The organism is Actinoplanes sp. NPDC049681, assembly GCF_044465265.1.
GTDB lineage: Bacteria > Actinomycetota > Actinomycetes > Mycobacteriales > Micromonosporaceae > Actinoplanes.
Genome location: NZ_JBITLP010000014.1, coordinates 1 through 15050 on the forward strand (window position 1 = coordinate 1; position 15050 = coordinate 15050).

General features: G+C 68.2%; 10 protein-coding genes and 3 pseudogenes. 4 read left to right on the forward strand and 9 right to left on the reverse strand.

From position 1 onward, the window contains the following. Both ACIBO8_RS36670 and ACIBO8_RS36675 read right to left on the reverse strand, forming a co-directional pair. Positions 1-3810, reverse strand: a 3810-nt coding sequence (locus tag ACIBO8_RS36670; RefSeq protein WP_396120142.1) for a beta strand repeat-containing protein, incomplete at its 3' end; no start/stop codon positions are given. A gap of 526 nt (positions 3811-4336) precedes the next feature. Continuing rightward, entirely contained in the window at positions 4337-4600 is a 264-nt protein-coding gene (locus tag ACIBO8_RS36675) for a hypothetical protein (protein WP_396120143.1), read from the reverse strand. Between ACIBO8_RS36675 and ACIBO8_RS36680 the strand changes: the two genes are divergently transcribed. Further along, complete coding sequence (locus tag ACIBO8_RS36680) at positions 4586-4915, forward strand: hypothetical protein (RefSeq protein ID WP_396120144.1); 330 nt, start codon at positions 4586-4588, stop codon at positions 4913-4915. The two genes, ACIBO8_RS36675 and ACIBO8_RS36680, sit on opposite strands and share 15 nt — an antisense overlap. A 708-nt stretch (positions 4916-5623) precedes the next feature. Here the strand turns inward: ACIBO8_RS36680 and hxsC are convergent. Genes hxsC through hxsD form a run of 3 tightly spaced genes read right to left on the reverse strand, consistent with a single transcriptional unit; the run spans position 5624 to position 8498 of the window. Then, a complete protein-coding gene (hxsC, locus tag ACIBO8_RS36685; RefSeq protein ID WP_396120145.1) occupies positions 5624-6763 on the reverse strand; it encodes a His-Xaa-Ser system radical SAM maturase HxsC in 1140 nt (379 codons plus the stop codon). After that, positions 6748-8193 (reverse strand): His-Xaa-Ser system radical SAM maturase HxsB, encoded by a 1446-nt coding sequence (gene hxsB, locus ACIBO8_RS36690; protein ID WP_396120146.1) that lies wholly within the window; start codon positions 8191-8193, stop codon positions 6748-6750. The genes hxsC and hxsB overlap by 16 nt, the downstream gene beginning before the upstream one ends. Next, positions 8190-8498 (reverse strand): His-Xaa-Ser system protein HxsD, encoded by a 309-nt coding sequence (gene hxsD, locus ACIBO8_RS36695; protein ID WP_396120147.1) that lies wholly within the window; start codon positions 8496-8498, stop codon positions 8190-8192. The genes hxsB and hxsD overlap by 4 nt, the downstream gene beginning before the upstream one ends. 1055 nt (positions 8499-9553) lie before the next feature. On the opposite strand from hxsD, the pseudogene ACIBO8_RS36700 reads away from it, so the two are divergent. Then, positions 9554-9694 (forward strand): annotated as a pseudogene (locus ACIBO8_RS36700) (DDE-type integrase/transposase/recombinase); the annotation flags it as partial. 788 nt (positions 9695-10482) lie between these two features. Further along, the gene (locus ACIBO8_RS36705; RefSeq protein WP_396120149.1) at positions 10483-11334 is read left to right on the forward strand and encodes a hypothetical protein; all 852 of its coding nucleotides are present in this window, start codon (positions 10483-10485) and stop codon (positions 11332-11334) included. 325 nt (positions 11335-11659) lie between these two features. Here the strand turns inward: ACIBO8_RS36705 and ACIBO8_RS36710 are convergent, their stop codons facing one another. Together ACIBO8_RS36710 and ACIBO8_RS36715 are read right to left on the reverse strand one after the other, a co-directional pair. Next, the gene (locus ACIBO8_RS36710; protein ID WP_396120214.1) at positions 11660-11929 is read right to left on the reverse strand and encodes a hypothetical protein; all 270 of its coding nucleotides are present in this window, start codon (positions 11927-11929) and stop codon (positions 11660-11662) included. A gap of 18 nt (positions 11930-11947) precedes the next feature. Beyond that, positions 11948-12073: pseudogene (locus ACIBO8_RS36715) on the reverse strand (recombinase); the annotation flags it as partial. A 203-nt stretch (positions 12074-12276) separates the two neighbouring features. On the opposite strand from ACIBO8_RS36715, the pseudogene ACIBO8_RS36720 reads away from it, so the two are divergent. Continuing rightward, positions 12277-12534 (forward strand): annotated as a pseudogene (locus ACIBO8_RS36720) (gas vesicle protein K); the annotation flags it as partial. 47 nt (positions 12535-12581) lie between these two features. Here ACIBO8_RS36720 and ACIBO8_RS36725 read toward each other — a convergent pair. After that, positions 12582-13469, reverse strand: coding sequence for a short-chain dehydrogenase/reductase (locus tag ACIBO8_RS36725; protein WP_396120150.1), 888 nt, complete (start codon positions 13467-13469; stop codon positions 12582-12584). Beyond that, positions 13466-14962, reverse strand: coding sequence for a flavin-containing monooxygenase (locus ACIBO8_RS36730; protein ID WP_396120151.1), 1497 nt, complete (start codon positions 14960-14962; stop codon positions 13466-13468). Before ACIBO8_RS36730 ends, ACIBO8_RS36725 begins: the two co-directional genes overlap by 4 nt. Between the last annotated feature and the right edge of the window lie 88 nt (positions 14963-15050).

Consider the following 15050-nt stretch of genomic DNA (forward strand, 5'->3'; position numbering starts at 1 on the left):
GACCATCGGTCCGGTCATGAGCAGGCCGGTGGTCGTCGGCGTGCTCGAGGTGCGGGTGGCCAGGTCCCAGCGGGTGATGGTGCGGTCGTTGGTGAGCCAGACCGCGGTGTCGTCGGCGCCCAGCGCCCGGTAGTTGGTGTTGGTGAAGCCGCTGGCGATCAGGGTGTTGACGCCGGTCTGCAGGTCGTACTGGTAGAGGTAGCTGCCGTTGAGGCCGTAGAGCAGATGCCCCGACACGATGTACACGGTGGCGCTGGGGGAGCCGGCCAGCACAGCGGTGGCACCACTGCCCGGATTGACGGCATAGACGGAGCCGCTGCAGGCGGAGACATAGAGCACGGAGCCGTCGGCGCCGATGACCTTCGGGGAGCTGAACCGTGCCGCGGCGCCGGTGTCAGCAGTTGCGCAGCTGGTGCTGGCGGTGGTGCCGGCCAGGACGGTGCTGGTGCCGGTCGAGGTGTTGGTCTTGATGATCTGGTTGCCGGCGGTGGTGAACGCGTAGTCACCGACCACCGCGGCACCCAGGTGGGCGCCGGTCGGCATGTCGGATCCCAGCCGCACGCCCTTACCGGCGCTCATCACCGGGCTGGACGTCGCCGCCGCGTAGATCTTCCAGTCGAGGCCCTTGGTGTTCGTGCGCCCGGCCGCGTCGGTGACCGTGATGGTGGCGCGGTAGATGCCTGCACGCGTGCCCGTACCGCTGATGATGCCGGTGTCCGCGGCGATGCTCAGGCCAGGCGGGAGCCCGGTCGCGGACCAGGCGTAGGGGGCGGCCCCACCGGTCGCGGTCAGGACGAGCTGACTCGCTTGGCCGGCGTCGCTGCCTTGCGCACCTTGCGCCGCGATGGCGGGAGCGGTGCGTACGTCCCAGGTGAAGGTCGTGGTCGCCGTCAGGCCCTGCTTATCGGTGGCCCGGAGGGTGACCGACCAGGTGGCGGTGGTCGTAGGCGTGCCGGTGATGACCCCGGTGGTGCTGTTGATCGCGAGCCCGTCGGGAAGGCCGACGGCGGACCAGGTGTACGGGGCGGTGCCGCCGTCAGCCGTGGCGGTGAGGGTCGCAGCTACACCCACCGTGGCGTTCTGGTTCGCGATGACCGCGATCGCGACCGGCTCGCCGACCTTCCACGGGAAGGACGCGGTGGCGATGCGTCCGGCCGTGTCGGTGACCTTGACCGTCACGGTGGAGGCGCCGCCCATGCTCAGGATGCCGGTGATTGCACCGGTCACAGGGTCGATGGTCAAGCCGGCGGGCAGGCCGGTCGCGGTCCAGGTGTAAGGACCGGTGCCACCCGTCGCGGCCAGGGCGAGAGCCGTGGCGATACCCACCGTGCCGGACTGCGCGCCGGGATCAGTCATGAGCAGTGGGGAAGCAATGGTCCAGTCGAAGGAGAGCTTGTTGCTGCGTAGTGCGGTGTCGGTCGCGGTAACAGTGACGGCCCATGTCGCGGCCGTCCTCGGCGTGCCTGAGATCAGTCCGGTTGCCGCGTCGAGCGTCAGACCGTCCGGCAGGCCGAGCGCCGACCAGGCGTAGCTGCCGGTGCCGCCGACGGCAGCCAGGGCCAGGGCCGAGGGAGAGCCGACGGTGCCGTCCTGCGCGCCGGGGTTCGTCACGACGACGGGACCCTTGACGTCAAAGGCGAAGGTGACGCGGCTGGTGCGGCCGATGGCGTCGGTCACGGTGGCCGTGACAGTGGTGGAGCTAGCGGTGGTGGGGACACCGGAAATGATTCCGGTGGTGCTGACTGTCAGGCCGACCGGCAGGCCACCGACGCTCCAGGTGTAGGGGCTGGTGCCTCCGGTCGCCGTCAAGGCGAGGCTGGTGGTGACGCCGACCGTGCCGGTCTGTGCACCAGGATCGGCCGCGCTCAAGGGAGCCGCGACGACCCAGTCGAATGTACGGCTGAGGCTGCGCCCGGCAGTGTCCTTGGCGGTCGCTGTCACGGTGAAGGTGCCGAGGGCGGCGGGGCTGCCGGAGATGAGTCCGTCGGTGGTGGCGGTCAGCCCGCCGGGCAGGCCGGTGACGGTCCAGGTGTACGGGCTGCTGCCGCCGGAGGCGGTGAGGGTCAGCGTGCTCGACTGTCCGACCGTGCCTTGCTGGGTCGCGGGGGCGGTGAAGCTCAGCGGCGCGGCAACGTTCCAGGTGAAGGTCTTGCTGCCGGTGCGGCCGGTGCTGTCCTTGGCGGTGACGGTGACCGTGAAGGTGCCGGCGACCGTGGGGGTGCCGGAGATGACGCCGGTGGTGCTCATCGTCAGGCCGGCGGGGAGATCGCTGATGGTGTACGTGTACGGGGCGGTGCCACCGCTGGCCGTCACGGTCAGGCTCGGGATGGCTGTGCCGGTGGTGCTGGTCTGCGTGGCCGGGGCGTTCACCGCCGGTCCGACCGCGACGACCCAGCTGAACGTACGGTTCAGGCTGCGGCCGAAGGAGTCCTTCACGGTCGCCGACACCGTTGAGGTCGCGGCCGTGGTCGGGGTGCCGGAGATGGTCCCGTCAGTGGTGGCGGTCAGTCCGGCCGGCAGGCCGGTGACGGTCCACGTGTACGGGGCGCTGCCACCGGTGGCCGCGAGGGTCAGCGTGCTCGACTGTCCGACCGTGCCTTGCTGCGTGGCCGGGGCGGTGAAGCTCAGCGGCGCGGCAACGTTCCAGGTGAAGGTCTTGCTGCCGGTGCGCCCGGTGCTGTCCTTGGCGGTGACGGTGACCGTGAAGGTGCCGGCGACCGTGGGGGTGCCGGAGATGACGCCGCCGGTGGTCATGGTCAGGCCGGTGGGCAGGCCGGTCGCGGTCCAGGTGTACGGGGTCTTCCCGGCGGCCGCGGTCACGGTCAGGCTCGTGATGGCGGTACCAGTGGTGCTGTTCTGCGTGGCCGGGGCGTTGACTGTCGGTCCGACGGCGACGACCCAGCTGAACGTACGGTTCAGGCTGCGGCCGAAGGAGTCCTTCACGGTCGCCGACACCGTTGAGGTCGCGGCCGTGGTCGGGGTGCCGGAGATGGTCCCGTCAGTGGTGGCGGTCAGTCCGGCCGGTAGGCCGGTCACGGTCCACGTGTACGGGCTGGCCCCGCCGCTGGCGGTCAGGGTGAGCGAGGTGGCCTGTCCCACGGTGCCCTGCTGGGTGGCAGGAGCGGTGAACGCCAGTGCGCTCGCCACGTTCCATGTGTAGGACAGCGGGGCGCTCGGGATCTTCGCCGCACTGGTGGCAGTGACCTTGACGGCGTACGTGCCCCCAACGGTCGGGGTGCCGGTCACTGCTCCGGTGGAGGAGCTGATGCTCAGGCCGGTCGGTAGGCCGGTGGCCGACCAGGTGTACGGCGTGGTCGCCCCGGTGGCCGAGTGCGTGATTCCGGAGACCGCGGTGTTCAGGGTGCTCGCCCGGGTGCCGGGCGCAGCCAGAGCGGCCACGACCGGTGCCGTGCCGGTGGTCCAGGTGAACGACACCGCCGCGCTGGTGGCGTTCAGCGCGTCCGTCGCAGTCACCTTGGTGGTGTAGGTGCCGGCCGTGGTCGCGGTACCGGCGATCAGACCGGTGGGCGTGATCGCCAGCCCGGCCGGCAGACCCGTCGCCGAGAACTGGTACGGCGCTGTTCCCCCCGTGGCAGCCAGCTGCAGGCTGACCGCGATGCCCACGCCGCTGAACTGGTTCCCGGGGCTCGTGACGGCCGGCGCGGTGGCTGCCGATGCCGGCGGCGCGTACAGGAATCCGCTCAGCACTGCCAGCACACAGGCGACGGCAAGGGTGACCAGCCGCGAGGACTGGTGACGCTGACGCCGGCTCATCGAACCCAGAACTAACCGTTCTCCGCGAGGAGACATGCGGGCACAACCTTCCGTTGCCGAGGGGTGCCCCAAAGGTAGGGATTCGCGGTATATGCGAGGCAGGTACTGACGTCCGAGGCGAGCCCCCGCTACGCCGAGGCGCCGGGGGCGGCATGTGCGGTGTTGGCCGGCCATTCGGGTGAGCGGTTGACCGTCGCCATATCAACTTGAGGCGGCCTTGAGTCACATCCGTCTTTTCAGGCTCATCGGCCACGACATGCGCCGGCCGGCCGAGGCCGTGAAAGAGGTCTCCGCCGAAACCCTCAAGTCGGCTCACAAGGGGTACCCACGACGTCGGCCGGGCCGACCGCGGCGCTACCCCGCTCGGTGCGGGGCTTAGTCCCGCCCCAGCGGCAACGTTGCGCCCATCCGGCGTCGATCACGGTTCACCGCCGGAGCACGCCACCGCCGCGGGCGCATCGCACTCATGCCCGACCGAGCTGTCACTCGCCCAGTGCGAAGCTCGGCGACAGCCATCATCACATCGAAGGCCAGATGCTGGCGATCAAATGACAGCCAGGCCTCAGCTAGGAACGAGCAGCGGCAATGTCCCCTCAGCGATCACCGTGTGGGTATCCGCGGTGTCGGTCCTCGGACACCAATCAAAGACACGAGCGTTCGCCGGGGTGACTACCTCGGCGATCATTGTTCCTGGGCCCGGTTGGTAGGTCAGCCGCAGGCCGATGCGGCTGTACAGCTCCGCTTTGTCGCGCGGGTCGGCGTCGCGGAGCAGCCGGAACAGGTCGTTGAACGCCTCGGCGATGGTGTCGAGTTGGTCGTCGCTCATCCGCTGCGGCGGTACCTCGGTGAGGCCGAGTCGCGCCTGAGCCGCTTTCTTGATTGCGGTGGTCTCGCTGATCCAGTCGGCGGTGAGCGCCGGGTCGCCGCCAGCATCCAGGGTCGAGCGGTAGCGCCTGATCTTGGCGTCCGCGTCGGCGATGGTGCGGCGCAGTTAGTCGATCTCGCCGGTGGCGTCGTGGGCAGCGCGCGCTGCCCGGTATTGAGCTTCGGCCACCTGCGTGAGGTTCAGGCTCAGCGCGGATCCGGTGAGTTCAGCTCGGAGGAACCGGCCGACCGGGTCGCTGATCTGATCTTCGCGTAGGTAGAGCGCCGACGGGTGACTGATCTTGTGCTGACGGACGAAGTCACGGCTCGCGGTGCAGCGGTAGTAGAGGCGCCCGTGGTTGGGGTCCCCACCATCTTGCGGTCGCACACCCCGCCGGTGATCGGGCCGCGGAACAGGTACGGATGTACGGTGTGGCGCGGCGCCCGGCCGGTGTCGCTCTGAGTGCCGCGCTTCTTGATCGTTCTTTAAGCGCCCTCGTAGAGGTCGGTTCTTCCGAGGGGCGTATGCGATTCGGTTCGGGACCAGGCCCACTGCGTGGGGTCGTTCCGGCGGCGCCGGTTCTCGTGGCCGAGCGCGACGTCTTCGACGTCGATCAGCACCTCGTCGGTGCGTGCGCGGTTCCAGACCTGTCGGGCCTGTGTAGCGGGTTTTGCAGGATGGCGCGGACGGCCGTGGTCTCCCATACCTCAGTGTTGCGGTGCGGGTTGCGGGCCCGGTCGTAGGCAGACAGGCATAGCCGGAAACCGTACGGCGGTCGTCCGCCGAGGTACCGGTCCTCCAACTCCGTTTGCGAATTCGTCGCCGATCGAACGCGAATCTTGATTCGGTTGCGATCGCCTTTGCTCATTCCGCCGTACAGCGCCATGACGAGGTCGTGGGCGTCCGAGCCGGGGTCGACGGCACCGCCCATCCGGGCCGTCCTGCCCAGCTGAAAGCCCGCCGAGTAGCCGCCGCCCGTGCAGATCAGGCGACCAGCACGGGTGTGATGTGGTCGCTGCTGCGGTGCTTCGCCGACGAGGTGAAAAGACCGCCGCACCGTTGCCGCACAGAGCAGGGATCGCACGCCGGCAGGTACTCGTTCTTCCAGTCGCTGATGGAACGGACCGCGAGCGGCCACACCTGCCGGTCCAGGACGCAGAGCTGGTGGTTGTAGATGTCGGTGCGGACTCCCGCGTGTTTGAGCAGTAGCGCCGCTTCGGCGAGACCGGCCCGGTAGTCGTGCGGGTCGCTCCACACCTCGTCCAGGTTGGCGCGGGCCAGGCCGGTCATTTCCAATCCCATTAGGGCGACCTTCTCCACGAACGGCAGGTTGCGGGCAACGAACTCGGCGATCTCCACGATCGCTGGTGCCGTGTGCTTCTGCAGCACCACCCGGATCTCGACGCGTTGCCTATGCCGGCCGAGCGCGAGAATGCCTTTGATCGTCTCGTCGAACGCGCCGCGGGCCTGAACCACGAAGTCGTGCAGGGACGGCTCGGCGCCGAACACCGGGATGCCGATCATCAGGCGCGGGTTGCCGACCGTCGCGTACTCGGCGGCGAAAGCGGGGTCGGCGAAGCGGCGCCCGTTCGAGAGGAGGTGAACTTCGGTGCCGGGCAGACGATCGGTGGTGGTCCTGAGCAACGTGACCAGCCCGCTGCCGTACAGGGTGGGCTCGCCGCCAGTGAAACCCAGCTCCACGGCGGTCGGCGGCAGCATGCGGACCAGTGCGGTGGCGCGGCGCAGAAGCCGGGAGTCGTCGCGGTCCTTCGGCGGTTGCGAGCACATCAGGCAGTAGTTGTCGCAGCGCTCGGTGAGGAGCACGCTGTTGTGCGGGACCCGGGATCGCCAGATCGCCTCTACCTGGGTACCGGTGGGGGAGACGGCGATGATGTCGCCGGCGCTCAGATAGTCCAACTGTGGTGGTAGCACGACGGCGTTGGGCCCCGGGCCATCAGAGGACCGCCGGATGTTCAGGCTGGATGCCGTGCCGGACGAGCCGATGACTGCTTCGTCGGGGGCAACCGCAGGACCCTCGACGAGGCGGAACAACTCGCGGCTCAGTGGCTCGGCGAGGGTGGCGGAGAGCGTACGGCCGCGCAGCGCGATCATCGGGCGGTCCACCTGCGGAACAGTTCCCGCGCCCGCGGATCGGAAGAATAGCGGTCGAGCAGGTACCGGAACACGGCGGTGTTGCGGCGGCAGAACGCGGACTCGGGCTTGCGGCCGAGATAGTCGCCGGCGGTCGCATGGTGGAACACCGGATCGGCGCCGCACCAGCGTTCGAATGCGCAGTCCGAGCACTGCGGGGCACTTCCCGTGTACGACTCCTCAAGCGGGTCGAGCAGTGCCGCGCCGGTCATGAACGTCTCGTACGAATCGTGAGCGAGGTGGCCGAGCCGGAATGTGGTGTCGCTGTTCTCGGCCAGCATCCGACCCTCATCGGAGGCGTACACGGCGCCGTCGTAGTTGTAGACCAGCGCGCCGATGCCGATTCCGGCCGGCGAGGTGAGGTCGACGTAGCCGGGATTCGCGTTGGTCAGCATCTTCTTTAGGACGAGCGCCGAGTACGTCTCCACAACCGGGATTCCCCGCGAGTTGAGGTCGAGGATGTAGTCCATGCCCTCGTTGTAGAAGTCGATCCACGTGCTCATGTCGTATCCGTTGCGCTGCCGGGGCCGTAGCGCAAAACCGTACGGCGACACCGGGCGCAGGAACACGTCGCGGAAATCTTGCTCCAGGTACGTGTCGATGATGTCCCGTACGCGACCCAGGCTTGCCGCTGTCGTCGTCATCAGCGCGCTGACCCGGTGGTCACCGAGCCGCTTGCGAATGCGTTCGATGCCGGTCAGCGCACGCTCCCAGCTGTCGCGCCCGGGCCGGGGCCGATTGCGGTTGTGTAGATCCCGCGGGCCGTCCAGCGAGGTGGAGAAATAGACGTCGTACTTGTCCGCGAAGTCCAGCACTTCGTCGTCCAGCAGAGCCAGGTTCGAGGCGATCACGAAGGCGAGCTGCCTTCCCTCCGTACGATTGCGTTCGGTTGCCCGGCGGATGACCAGCCGCACGATGTCCATGTTGAGGAGCGGTTCGCCGCCCTGGAACTCGAACTTCAGTTGCGGCGACGGAGATCGGAACGCGGCATCCACGGCGGCCAGGGCCGTCTCCGGAGACATGTCGTATTCCGTACGGGCCGGAGTTCGCCGCGACACCTGGCAATAGCCGCACGAGTGCTCGCACCGCAGCGTCACCACGAACATGTGCAGACCCGTGAAATCCGCCAGCCGATGATGCTGCGTCCGATACTTCAGCGCAATCAGCTCGACGGGCAGCTCTTCACCGCGTACGCGAACGATGTGCTTGGCACGGAGAGTGCGCAGCAGAGCGGGATCCTCGACGCGCAGTTCTGCGAGGGACGTGAACTCGTCGGTGGTCAGGAAGACGTGCTCGCCCACCATGTTGGTGACCAGCACACGACCGTCCGCCCAGCGCTCGAACCGAAACGGCAGATGCTCCAGCGGCCCGCTCGACGATTCCAGGACGAGCCGCTGCCTCATGCGCCGGACTCCGTCAGCCCCGTGCGCGAGAACGCGACCGACAGAACGAGATTGCGGACATCCTGCGTCTCCTCCCGGATCCGTGCGCGCAGCACCTGATCGACGATCTCGGAGCGCAGATCATGCACCGCGGCGTCGAGACGTTGCGGATCGCGGGCGTACACCTTGCAGATCAGATTGTCGCCGCCACGACTGATCTCGACAGTGATGACATCACTGAACCGGTAGGCGGCGCGCTGTACGACGTCCGCCGGATGTGTGGCAGCGTCCAGGCTGATTACCGCGTCGGGCTGGGAATCTGACATCTGAGGACTCCAGGGACGAGTTACCGGCGACCCGGCTTGTGGCGCCGGGCGGCGAAAATGGCGGCCCCGACGCCTGCGAACACAAGGAAACAGCAATACCGGCCGACCCATCCGAGAGTCGACGAGTCGCTGTCCGGGCTGGTCTGAGCGGCATCTTCCGGGGCAGCATCGTCCGTGGTGATCGCCGTTGCAGGTGTCGTCGGCAACGGGTCGTCCGTGGTGATCGCCGTTGCAGGTGCCGTCGGCAACGGGTCGTCCGTGGTCTCCCACGGCGCCGGCTCCTCGCTCCGCGCTGATAGCGGCGCTTCCTGTGCGATGATCGGCGGCTCGGTCCGCATCGTCGGTCTCGGACTCGGGTGGATCCTGGACCTCGAGGGCTGCGAGTTCGAATGCGGCTTCGGTTTCGGCCGTGGCTTCGGTCTTGGTTTCGGTTCCGGCTTCGGGTGGGTTGTGGCCGCGGGCGGCTCGGGATCATCCGGTACAGGATCCGCGGGCACCGGATCCTGCGGAGTCGGATCATCGGGCACACCGTCACCGCCACCGGTCGGCGGGTTCACCGACGACACGTGCGACAGGTGCGAGGTGTGCGACGAGTGGCCCGACATGTGCGAGGAATGCGACGAGTGGGAGCTGTGCGATCCGTGCGTGGCGAAGGCGACGTCGCCACCCAGCTCCGTTGTGGAGACCGGCAGCGCGAGTAACGGCTGGTTCTCCTCCGACCGGCGGACCTCGACACGCACCGGCGGGGCAGGAGATGGAGCTGCTTGCGCGGGGCCGGCCGGCGCCAACGCCGTCAACGCCGCCGACACCGGAACAAGGAAGGCGCGACGCACGCCGGAGACCGTAGCAGCGCCGTACCCTTAGTCCCTAATTCTCACGTTTCGACTCACTCGATGGTGACTTTAGCCAGGATCCGCCGTGGTCTGAGTGCGCGCTCGCAACCAGATTGGGGAGGCGGGCGCGGAGGTTGCGCGAGAGTCCTCGGGCTTGTTGACCAGCGTCGTGAGCGGGTTCGGTGCCGGTGGGGGGCGCGGCACCACGTCGAGTAGTACGCGAACAACCGAATTGAGGCCGATCACGGTCAACTGAAGCGCCGTCTGAGACCCATGCGCGGACCGCGGACCGACCGGACAGCTCGAGTGGTCATCGCCGGGCACGCTTTCGTGCAGAGTATGCGCCGCGGCTACTACGAAGTGCCGACGTGCTCAGAGCTTTTCCTCAGGCATTCCGCCAACATTCGCCACGCACTTTCAACGTCGCTCTTCCGTAAAGCCACCATGGCTCCGCATAGCCGCATGGCGCTTCTTCGCTTCCGGCCACGTCATTCTGACTTATTGGCAGGTCCTTCGTCGCTCGCCGTTAGTGGACACCCGTCGTGCATCCACCACGTCAAACGACTGAAGAACGGGGTGGTCGTCACGGCTGGGCCCCTCTCGCCTTGGCGAGTGGCGTGATCCGCTCGGTACTCTCGGCGTTGCTGGTTCAAGTCTTGTCGCGCCGGCTGACTGGGTTGCCTTCCCCGGCAGAGGATGCCTGCTTGAAGGACCCAGGACACGGCAGTTCACCGCGACGGGATCCCATCCGCGGCCAGGTGCGGGGCGCCGCCGAAGGCTTCGTCGCCGGCGACCCACCGGGAGCGCGGGCCGGCTGCGATGGGCCGGTCGATCCGGCTCCTGGTGATGGCGGTGGCGGTGGCGGTTGCCGTTCTCGTGACGGCGTTCGTCGTCTTGGACCGGCGAGCCGCATTGGCTCGAGGGCGCCAATGCCGGCGCCGGAACCTGGGTTCACGCCACCGGGTAATGCCCTGCCGGACCTTGTCATCAAAAGGCGAGCGGGTAGGACCATCGACAGGAGGGCTCAGGCAGGTAATCAGACGTCGTGCCTTTGACCGGACATAAGTCCTTTCGGACCTGAACATCGGGTCGGTCTCGGTAGAGTGTCAGGTCGTCGCATTCGTGGCGAGCCGAGGCGGTGTCCAGCGATCATGACTTCTGCGAGCTGGAGTCTGCAGAGCCGCCGGCCGTCGTTCTTCTTCGTGTTGGACCTCATCTATCTCTGCACTCTGCTGCTGTTCGCCCTCTCCCGCGTTTACGGCTGGCCGTGGTTCGTCAGCGACCTGCCTACGGTCATTTCCAGCGTGCTTCCCATCGGTGTCCCGTGGTTCGGTGCCCTTGGCGCCGTAACCATCAGCCTCTACGGGGTGTTCAGCCACAACTCCAAATGGGAGAACACCTGGTGCTACTGGCATGTCGCCCGCCCGGTGGTCGGCATGATCCTGGGGACTATCGCGTACTTCATTCTGTTCGGAGTTTTGCAGGCGACATCCGGAAGGCCTACCGGAGACATGGGCCTCTGCAAGGCAGATTGCACGGACCCGCATCAACAGGGTCAACTGGTGGTGTTCTACGTTCTGGCGTTCGTGGTGGGATTTCGGGAGGCCACCTTCCGGCGGCTGGTCACGCGGGCGACGGATCTGATGCTGGGGGCCGACGGCTCCACATCGAACAACGCGGAAGGCGATGGATTGACCACCATCGTCAACTTCGGCAAGGTGGAAGTCGGCTCCCACGAGGTGCAAATGCTCCACTTGAGTCAATCGAAGTCATCGGACGCGCACATAACCATTGCGGACCCGAACTTCCCCGGACCTGAGATTCACCCTCGTGGCGGCGCCTTCTCCCTGGTAGGTCCCATGGTGCCGGCCCGGGTCGGGCCGGGCGACCCCCTTCCCTTCGCCGTCATGTTCAGCCCGGCCGAAGCGGGCAGCTTTCAGGCGCTCCTCACGGTCTTCCTGGGCGACGAAGCCGTGGTTTTCAAACTCGTCGGCACAGCCTGATTCTCGGCACGCGCCATAGGCCTGGTCCGCGCGAGCGGTTGCAATGTGCCTCCTCAGGCTCTCCGTTTTCGAAGGAGCGCATCACCGGCGCGGCTCCGACGCCTTCCTGCGACGTGCCATGGCGCTGCTGACGCCGACCACGTGACGAGTGCTGTTCCGGCGCCAGTCGGGAATGCCGTGTGTCTGCCTCCGGATTGGCGGCATGCCAACCCCGAGCCCGAGACGGCGCAGCACGTGATCAGAGGGTGCGGGCCAGCACTCTGGCCGCGATCACCGGGTGCGTAGCCCGAGTGTTGGTCCTCGGACACGTTAACCCCCACCAAAGTCATTCACGTTTCGTGGACGGCTTGGTGGGGTTTTTCGCTGCCTGCCCCGGGCGGGGGAGAGCTGTGAAGACGACCTGGCTGTCTAGCCCTGCTTCGAGCGACGATGTGGTGTCCGTCTTGGGCGTGGTGCCGGTGTCGAGGGTGATGCCGACCGGCGTGCACACGATCGTGATCCCGGCGTCTCGCAGCTGCCGGGCCAGGTCATGCGGCCCAAGGGTATCCGGGTCGACGTCGATGAGGTGCGCGAACTGGGTGCGGGCCTGCGCCACGATCTGATCTTGACGCACATACAACGACTTCGCCCGTTCGAGCTGGGCGTCGCTTGCGCTGGTGTAGCCGTGCCGGCACCGGTATCGGGCTCGGCCATGCGCCCAATGTCGTTCCGCCCGGCGCCCACACAAGCCGCAGATCACCAGACCGGTCAGCTGATACCGGTCCGTACTTCGGTCGTCGGCAACAGGCAGCGCGCTGCCCTGCTGTACCCGCAGGAAGTCCGCGTCATTGACCAGGGCCGGGTGCGCCAGGAGGCGAGAACTCCCACTGGTCCGGGGGGGGTCCAGGATCGGGTCGGTTTGCTGCCGCCCGGCCGACTCGATTTGTCGCCGGGCGTGCTCTCATGGTGTCGATCCTCTGCCGTCGCCACACCTGGCGGCCGGTGTGGCGGGGGTTGGCCAGGATCGTGCTGACCGTCGTGGAGCTGCTGCGCCAGCTGATGGAGCGGCAGGCGCTGCGTCGCGTCGACGACGGGAAGCTGTCCGCCGAGCAGATCGAGAGGGTGGGCAGCACGCTGATGGCGCTGGAGGAGAACATGGCCCGGGTCTGCGAGCGCTTCGGGCTGACCCTCGCCGGTCTCAACCTTGACCTCGGCCCGCTCGGGCCGCTGCTCGGCCCGGCCGAACCCGCGGACTCCGCGCCCTCGAACTACTCGCCGAGGGCTTCGGTGTGCCGGCCGAAACTGCGGCCGAGCCGCCGGACTTGGCCTTCCAGCTCCGGCACGGTCCGTGCGGCGACGCGGCGCAGCGCCATGTCAGCGGCCGCACCGCCGAACGTGCAGCGGACGAGTTGGGCCACCGCGAGGTACCGGGGTACGTAGACGCGGCGGCTGCGGCGGGCGACTCCGCGAAGGAACGCCCGGGCGCATCTTTCCGGGGTGGTGTAGAGACCCAGACGCCGAGGCAGCCCGCTCAGCATCTGACCGAACATGGGCAGGTCTTCTTTGACGTCGCGCATCATGTCGGTGTCGACCCAGACCATGTGGGCGGTGCCGACCGCGACGCCGAGATGGGCCACCTCGAGGCGGAGCGCGTTGCCGAACTGCTCGATCCCGGCCTTGGACGCACCGTACGCGGCCATGCCGGGCAGCACGATGAACGCCGCGGCGGACGAGACCAGCAGGTAGTACCCGCGACGTGCGGCGACGTGCGGCAACGTCGCGGAGACGGTACGCACCACCCCGATCAGGTTGACCTCGATGGTGCGCACGAGCGCGCCGACCGGGTCGACGGCGACCGTGCCGTTGTTGGTGATACCCGCACTGGCGATCACGACGTCGATACCGCCGAGCGCGGCGACCGCGCCGGCAACGGCGCGCTCCAGCGCTTCCTGGTCGGTCACGTCGCACTCGAACCAGGCGTGCTGCGGCCCCAGTTCCTCGGCGAGCGCCGCGAGCAGCCGGGGCTCCAGACCGAGGAGCGCAACCCGGGCTCCGCGGGCGGCGGCGGCGCGCGCGGTCTCGGCGCCGATTCCGCGAGCCGCACCGGTCACGAGCACGGCCTTGCCAGCCAACTCGCGGGCCAACAGGTCTGTCATGCGGTTCCTCTCATCACGTACGTGCGATCCTGGATCACGTCGTAGTCGTCTGGCCGGAACTGTGCGAGCCGGCGGCGGAACGCCCATGACGTGCTGGGCCACATGGTCCAGTTACGGCCGGCGGCGTCCAGGTACCAGCTTCGACAGCCGCCGGCGTTCCACACCGTCCCGGCCAGCCGGGCATCCATCTCGGCGGTGTACGCCGCCTGGACGTCGGCGCGCGGCGAGAGCGCCGCATACCCCCGCTCGCGCAGAAACCGGAGCGCGTCGAGAACATGACCGTGCTGCGCCTCCATCATGAGCACCACCGAGCTGTGACCGAGCCCGGTGTTCGGCCCGAGCATCAGGAACAGGTTCGGGAAGCCGGCGACCATGGTCCCGAGATGACCCGCCGGGCTGCCCGACCACTGCTGAGCCAGCGTCTGCCCGGCCGGGCCGCGGATCCGGTGCGCGATCGGCGGGTCGCTGACCCGGAAGCCGGTGCCGAAGATGAGGACGTCTACGCCGCGTTCGACGCCGTCGGCGGTGACCAAGGCGTCTGCCCGTACCTCGGTGATCGGTTCCGTCAGGACCTCGACGTTCGGCTCGGTCAGGGCCGGCAGATAGTCGTTGGACAGGACGATCCGCTTGCACCCGACGGTGTAGCCCGGGGTCAGCCGGGCGCGTAGCGCCGGATCGGGGACGGACCGGCGCAGGTGACGCGCTGCCATGCGCTGGACCAGCAGCCGGGCCAGGCGAGGGTGCCGGTTGTTGACTACCAGAGTCTCGCGCAGCGCGCCGATGGTGCCGCGGGCCAGTTGTTGCAGCACCGGCGCGGCGCGGTAGGCACGGCGCTCCAGGTCGGTGATCCGGCGGTCGCGGCGGGGCAGTACCCAGGGAGCAGTGCGCTGGAACACGTACAGCGCGGCGGCCCGCGGGGCGATCTCCGGCACGAACTGAGCGGCCGAGGTACCGGTGCCGATGACGGCCACGCGACGACCGGCCAGGTCGGTGTCGTGGTCCCAGCGAGCGGAATGGAAGGCGGCCCCGGCGAAAGTGTCCAGCCCGGGCAGGTCCGGCACGGATGGCTCGGCGAGCCCACCGGCGGCCGCCACCAGGGCATCGGCGGTGACCGGGCCACGGCTGGTCTCGATCCGCCAACAGCGCCGGTCGCTGTCCCAGGTCGCGTCGGTCACCCTGGTGTTCAGGCGTAGGTGCCCGGCGATGCCGCACCGCCGTACGCATTCGCGCAGGTAGGCCCAGATCTCGGGCTGCGGGGCGAACGTGCGCGTCCACCCCGGGTGGGGCGCGAACGAGAACGAGTACACATGCGACGGCACATCGCAGGCACTTCCCGGGTAGGAATTGTCGCGCCACGTGCCACCCACCTCGCTCGCCTCGTCGAAGACCGCGAAGTTTTCGACGCCGTCGCGCCGCAGCCGGATCGCCATGCCCAGCCCGGCGAAGCCGGCGCCGACAACGGCTACGTGCAGGTGCGGGATCGACTGTTCCACCCGGCCTCCAATGTGGTTTTGCCGGCAGTCCGACGACGGAAGCCCCGCTATGGATTGACCGCCGACGCTACGTGAATCTCGTTCGAGC

What these genes read in the sequence shown, in the direction of transcription:
- hxsD (WP_396120147.1), bottom strand. Translation starts at nt 8,498, where the DNA reads ATGTCAGATTCCCAGCCCGACGCGGTAATCAGCCTGGACGCTGCCACA.
- hxsB (WP_396120146.1), bottom strand. Translation starts at nt 8,193, where the DNA reads ATGAGGCAGCGGCTCGTCCTGGAATCGTCGAGCGGGCCGCTGGAGCAT.
- ACIBO8_RS36705 (WP_396120149.1), top strand. Translation starts at nt 10,483, where the DNA reads ATGACTTCTGCGAGCTGGAGTCTGCAGAGCCGCCGGCCGTCGTTCTTC.
- ACIBO8_RS36675 (WP_396120143.1), bottom strand. Translation starts at nt 4,600, where the DNA reads ATGAGCGACGACCAACTCGACACCATCGCCGAGGCGTTCAACGACCTG.
- ACIBO8_RS36725 (WP_396120150.1), bottom strand. Translation starts at nt 13,469, where the DNA reads ATGACAGACCTGTTGGCCCGCGAGTTGGCTGGCAAGGCCGTGCTCGTG.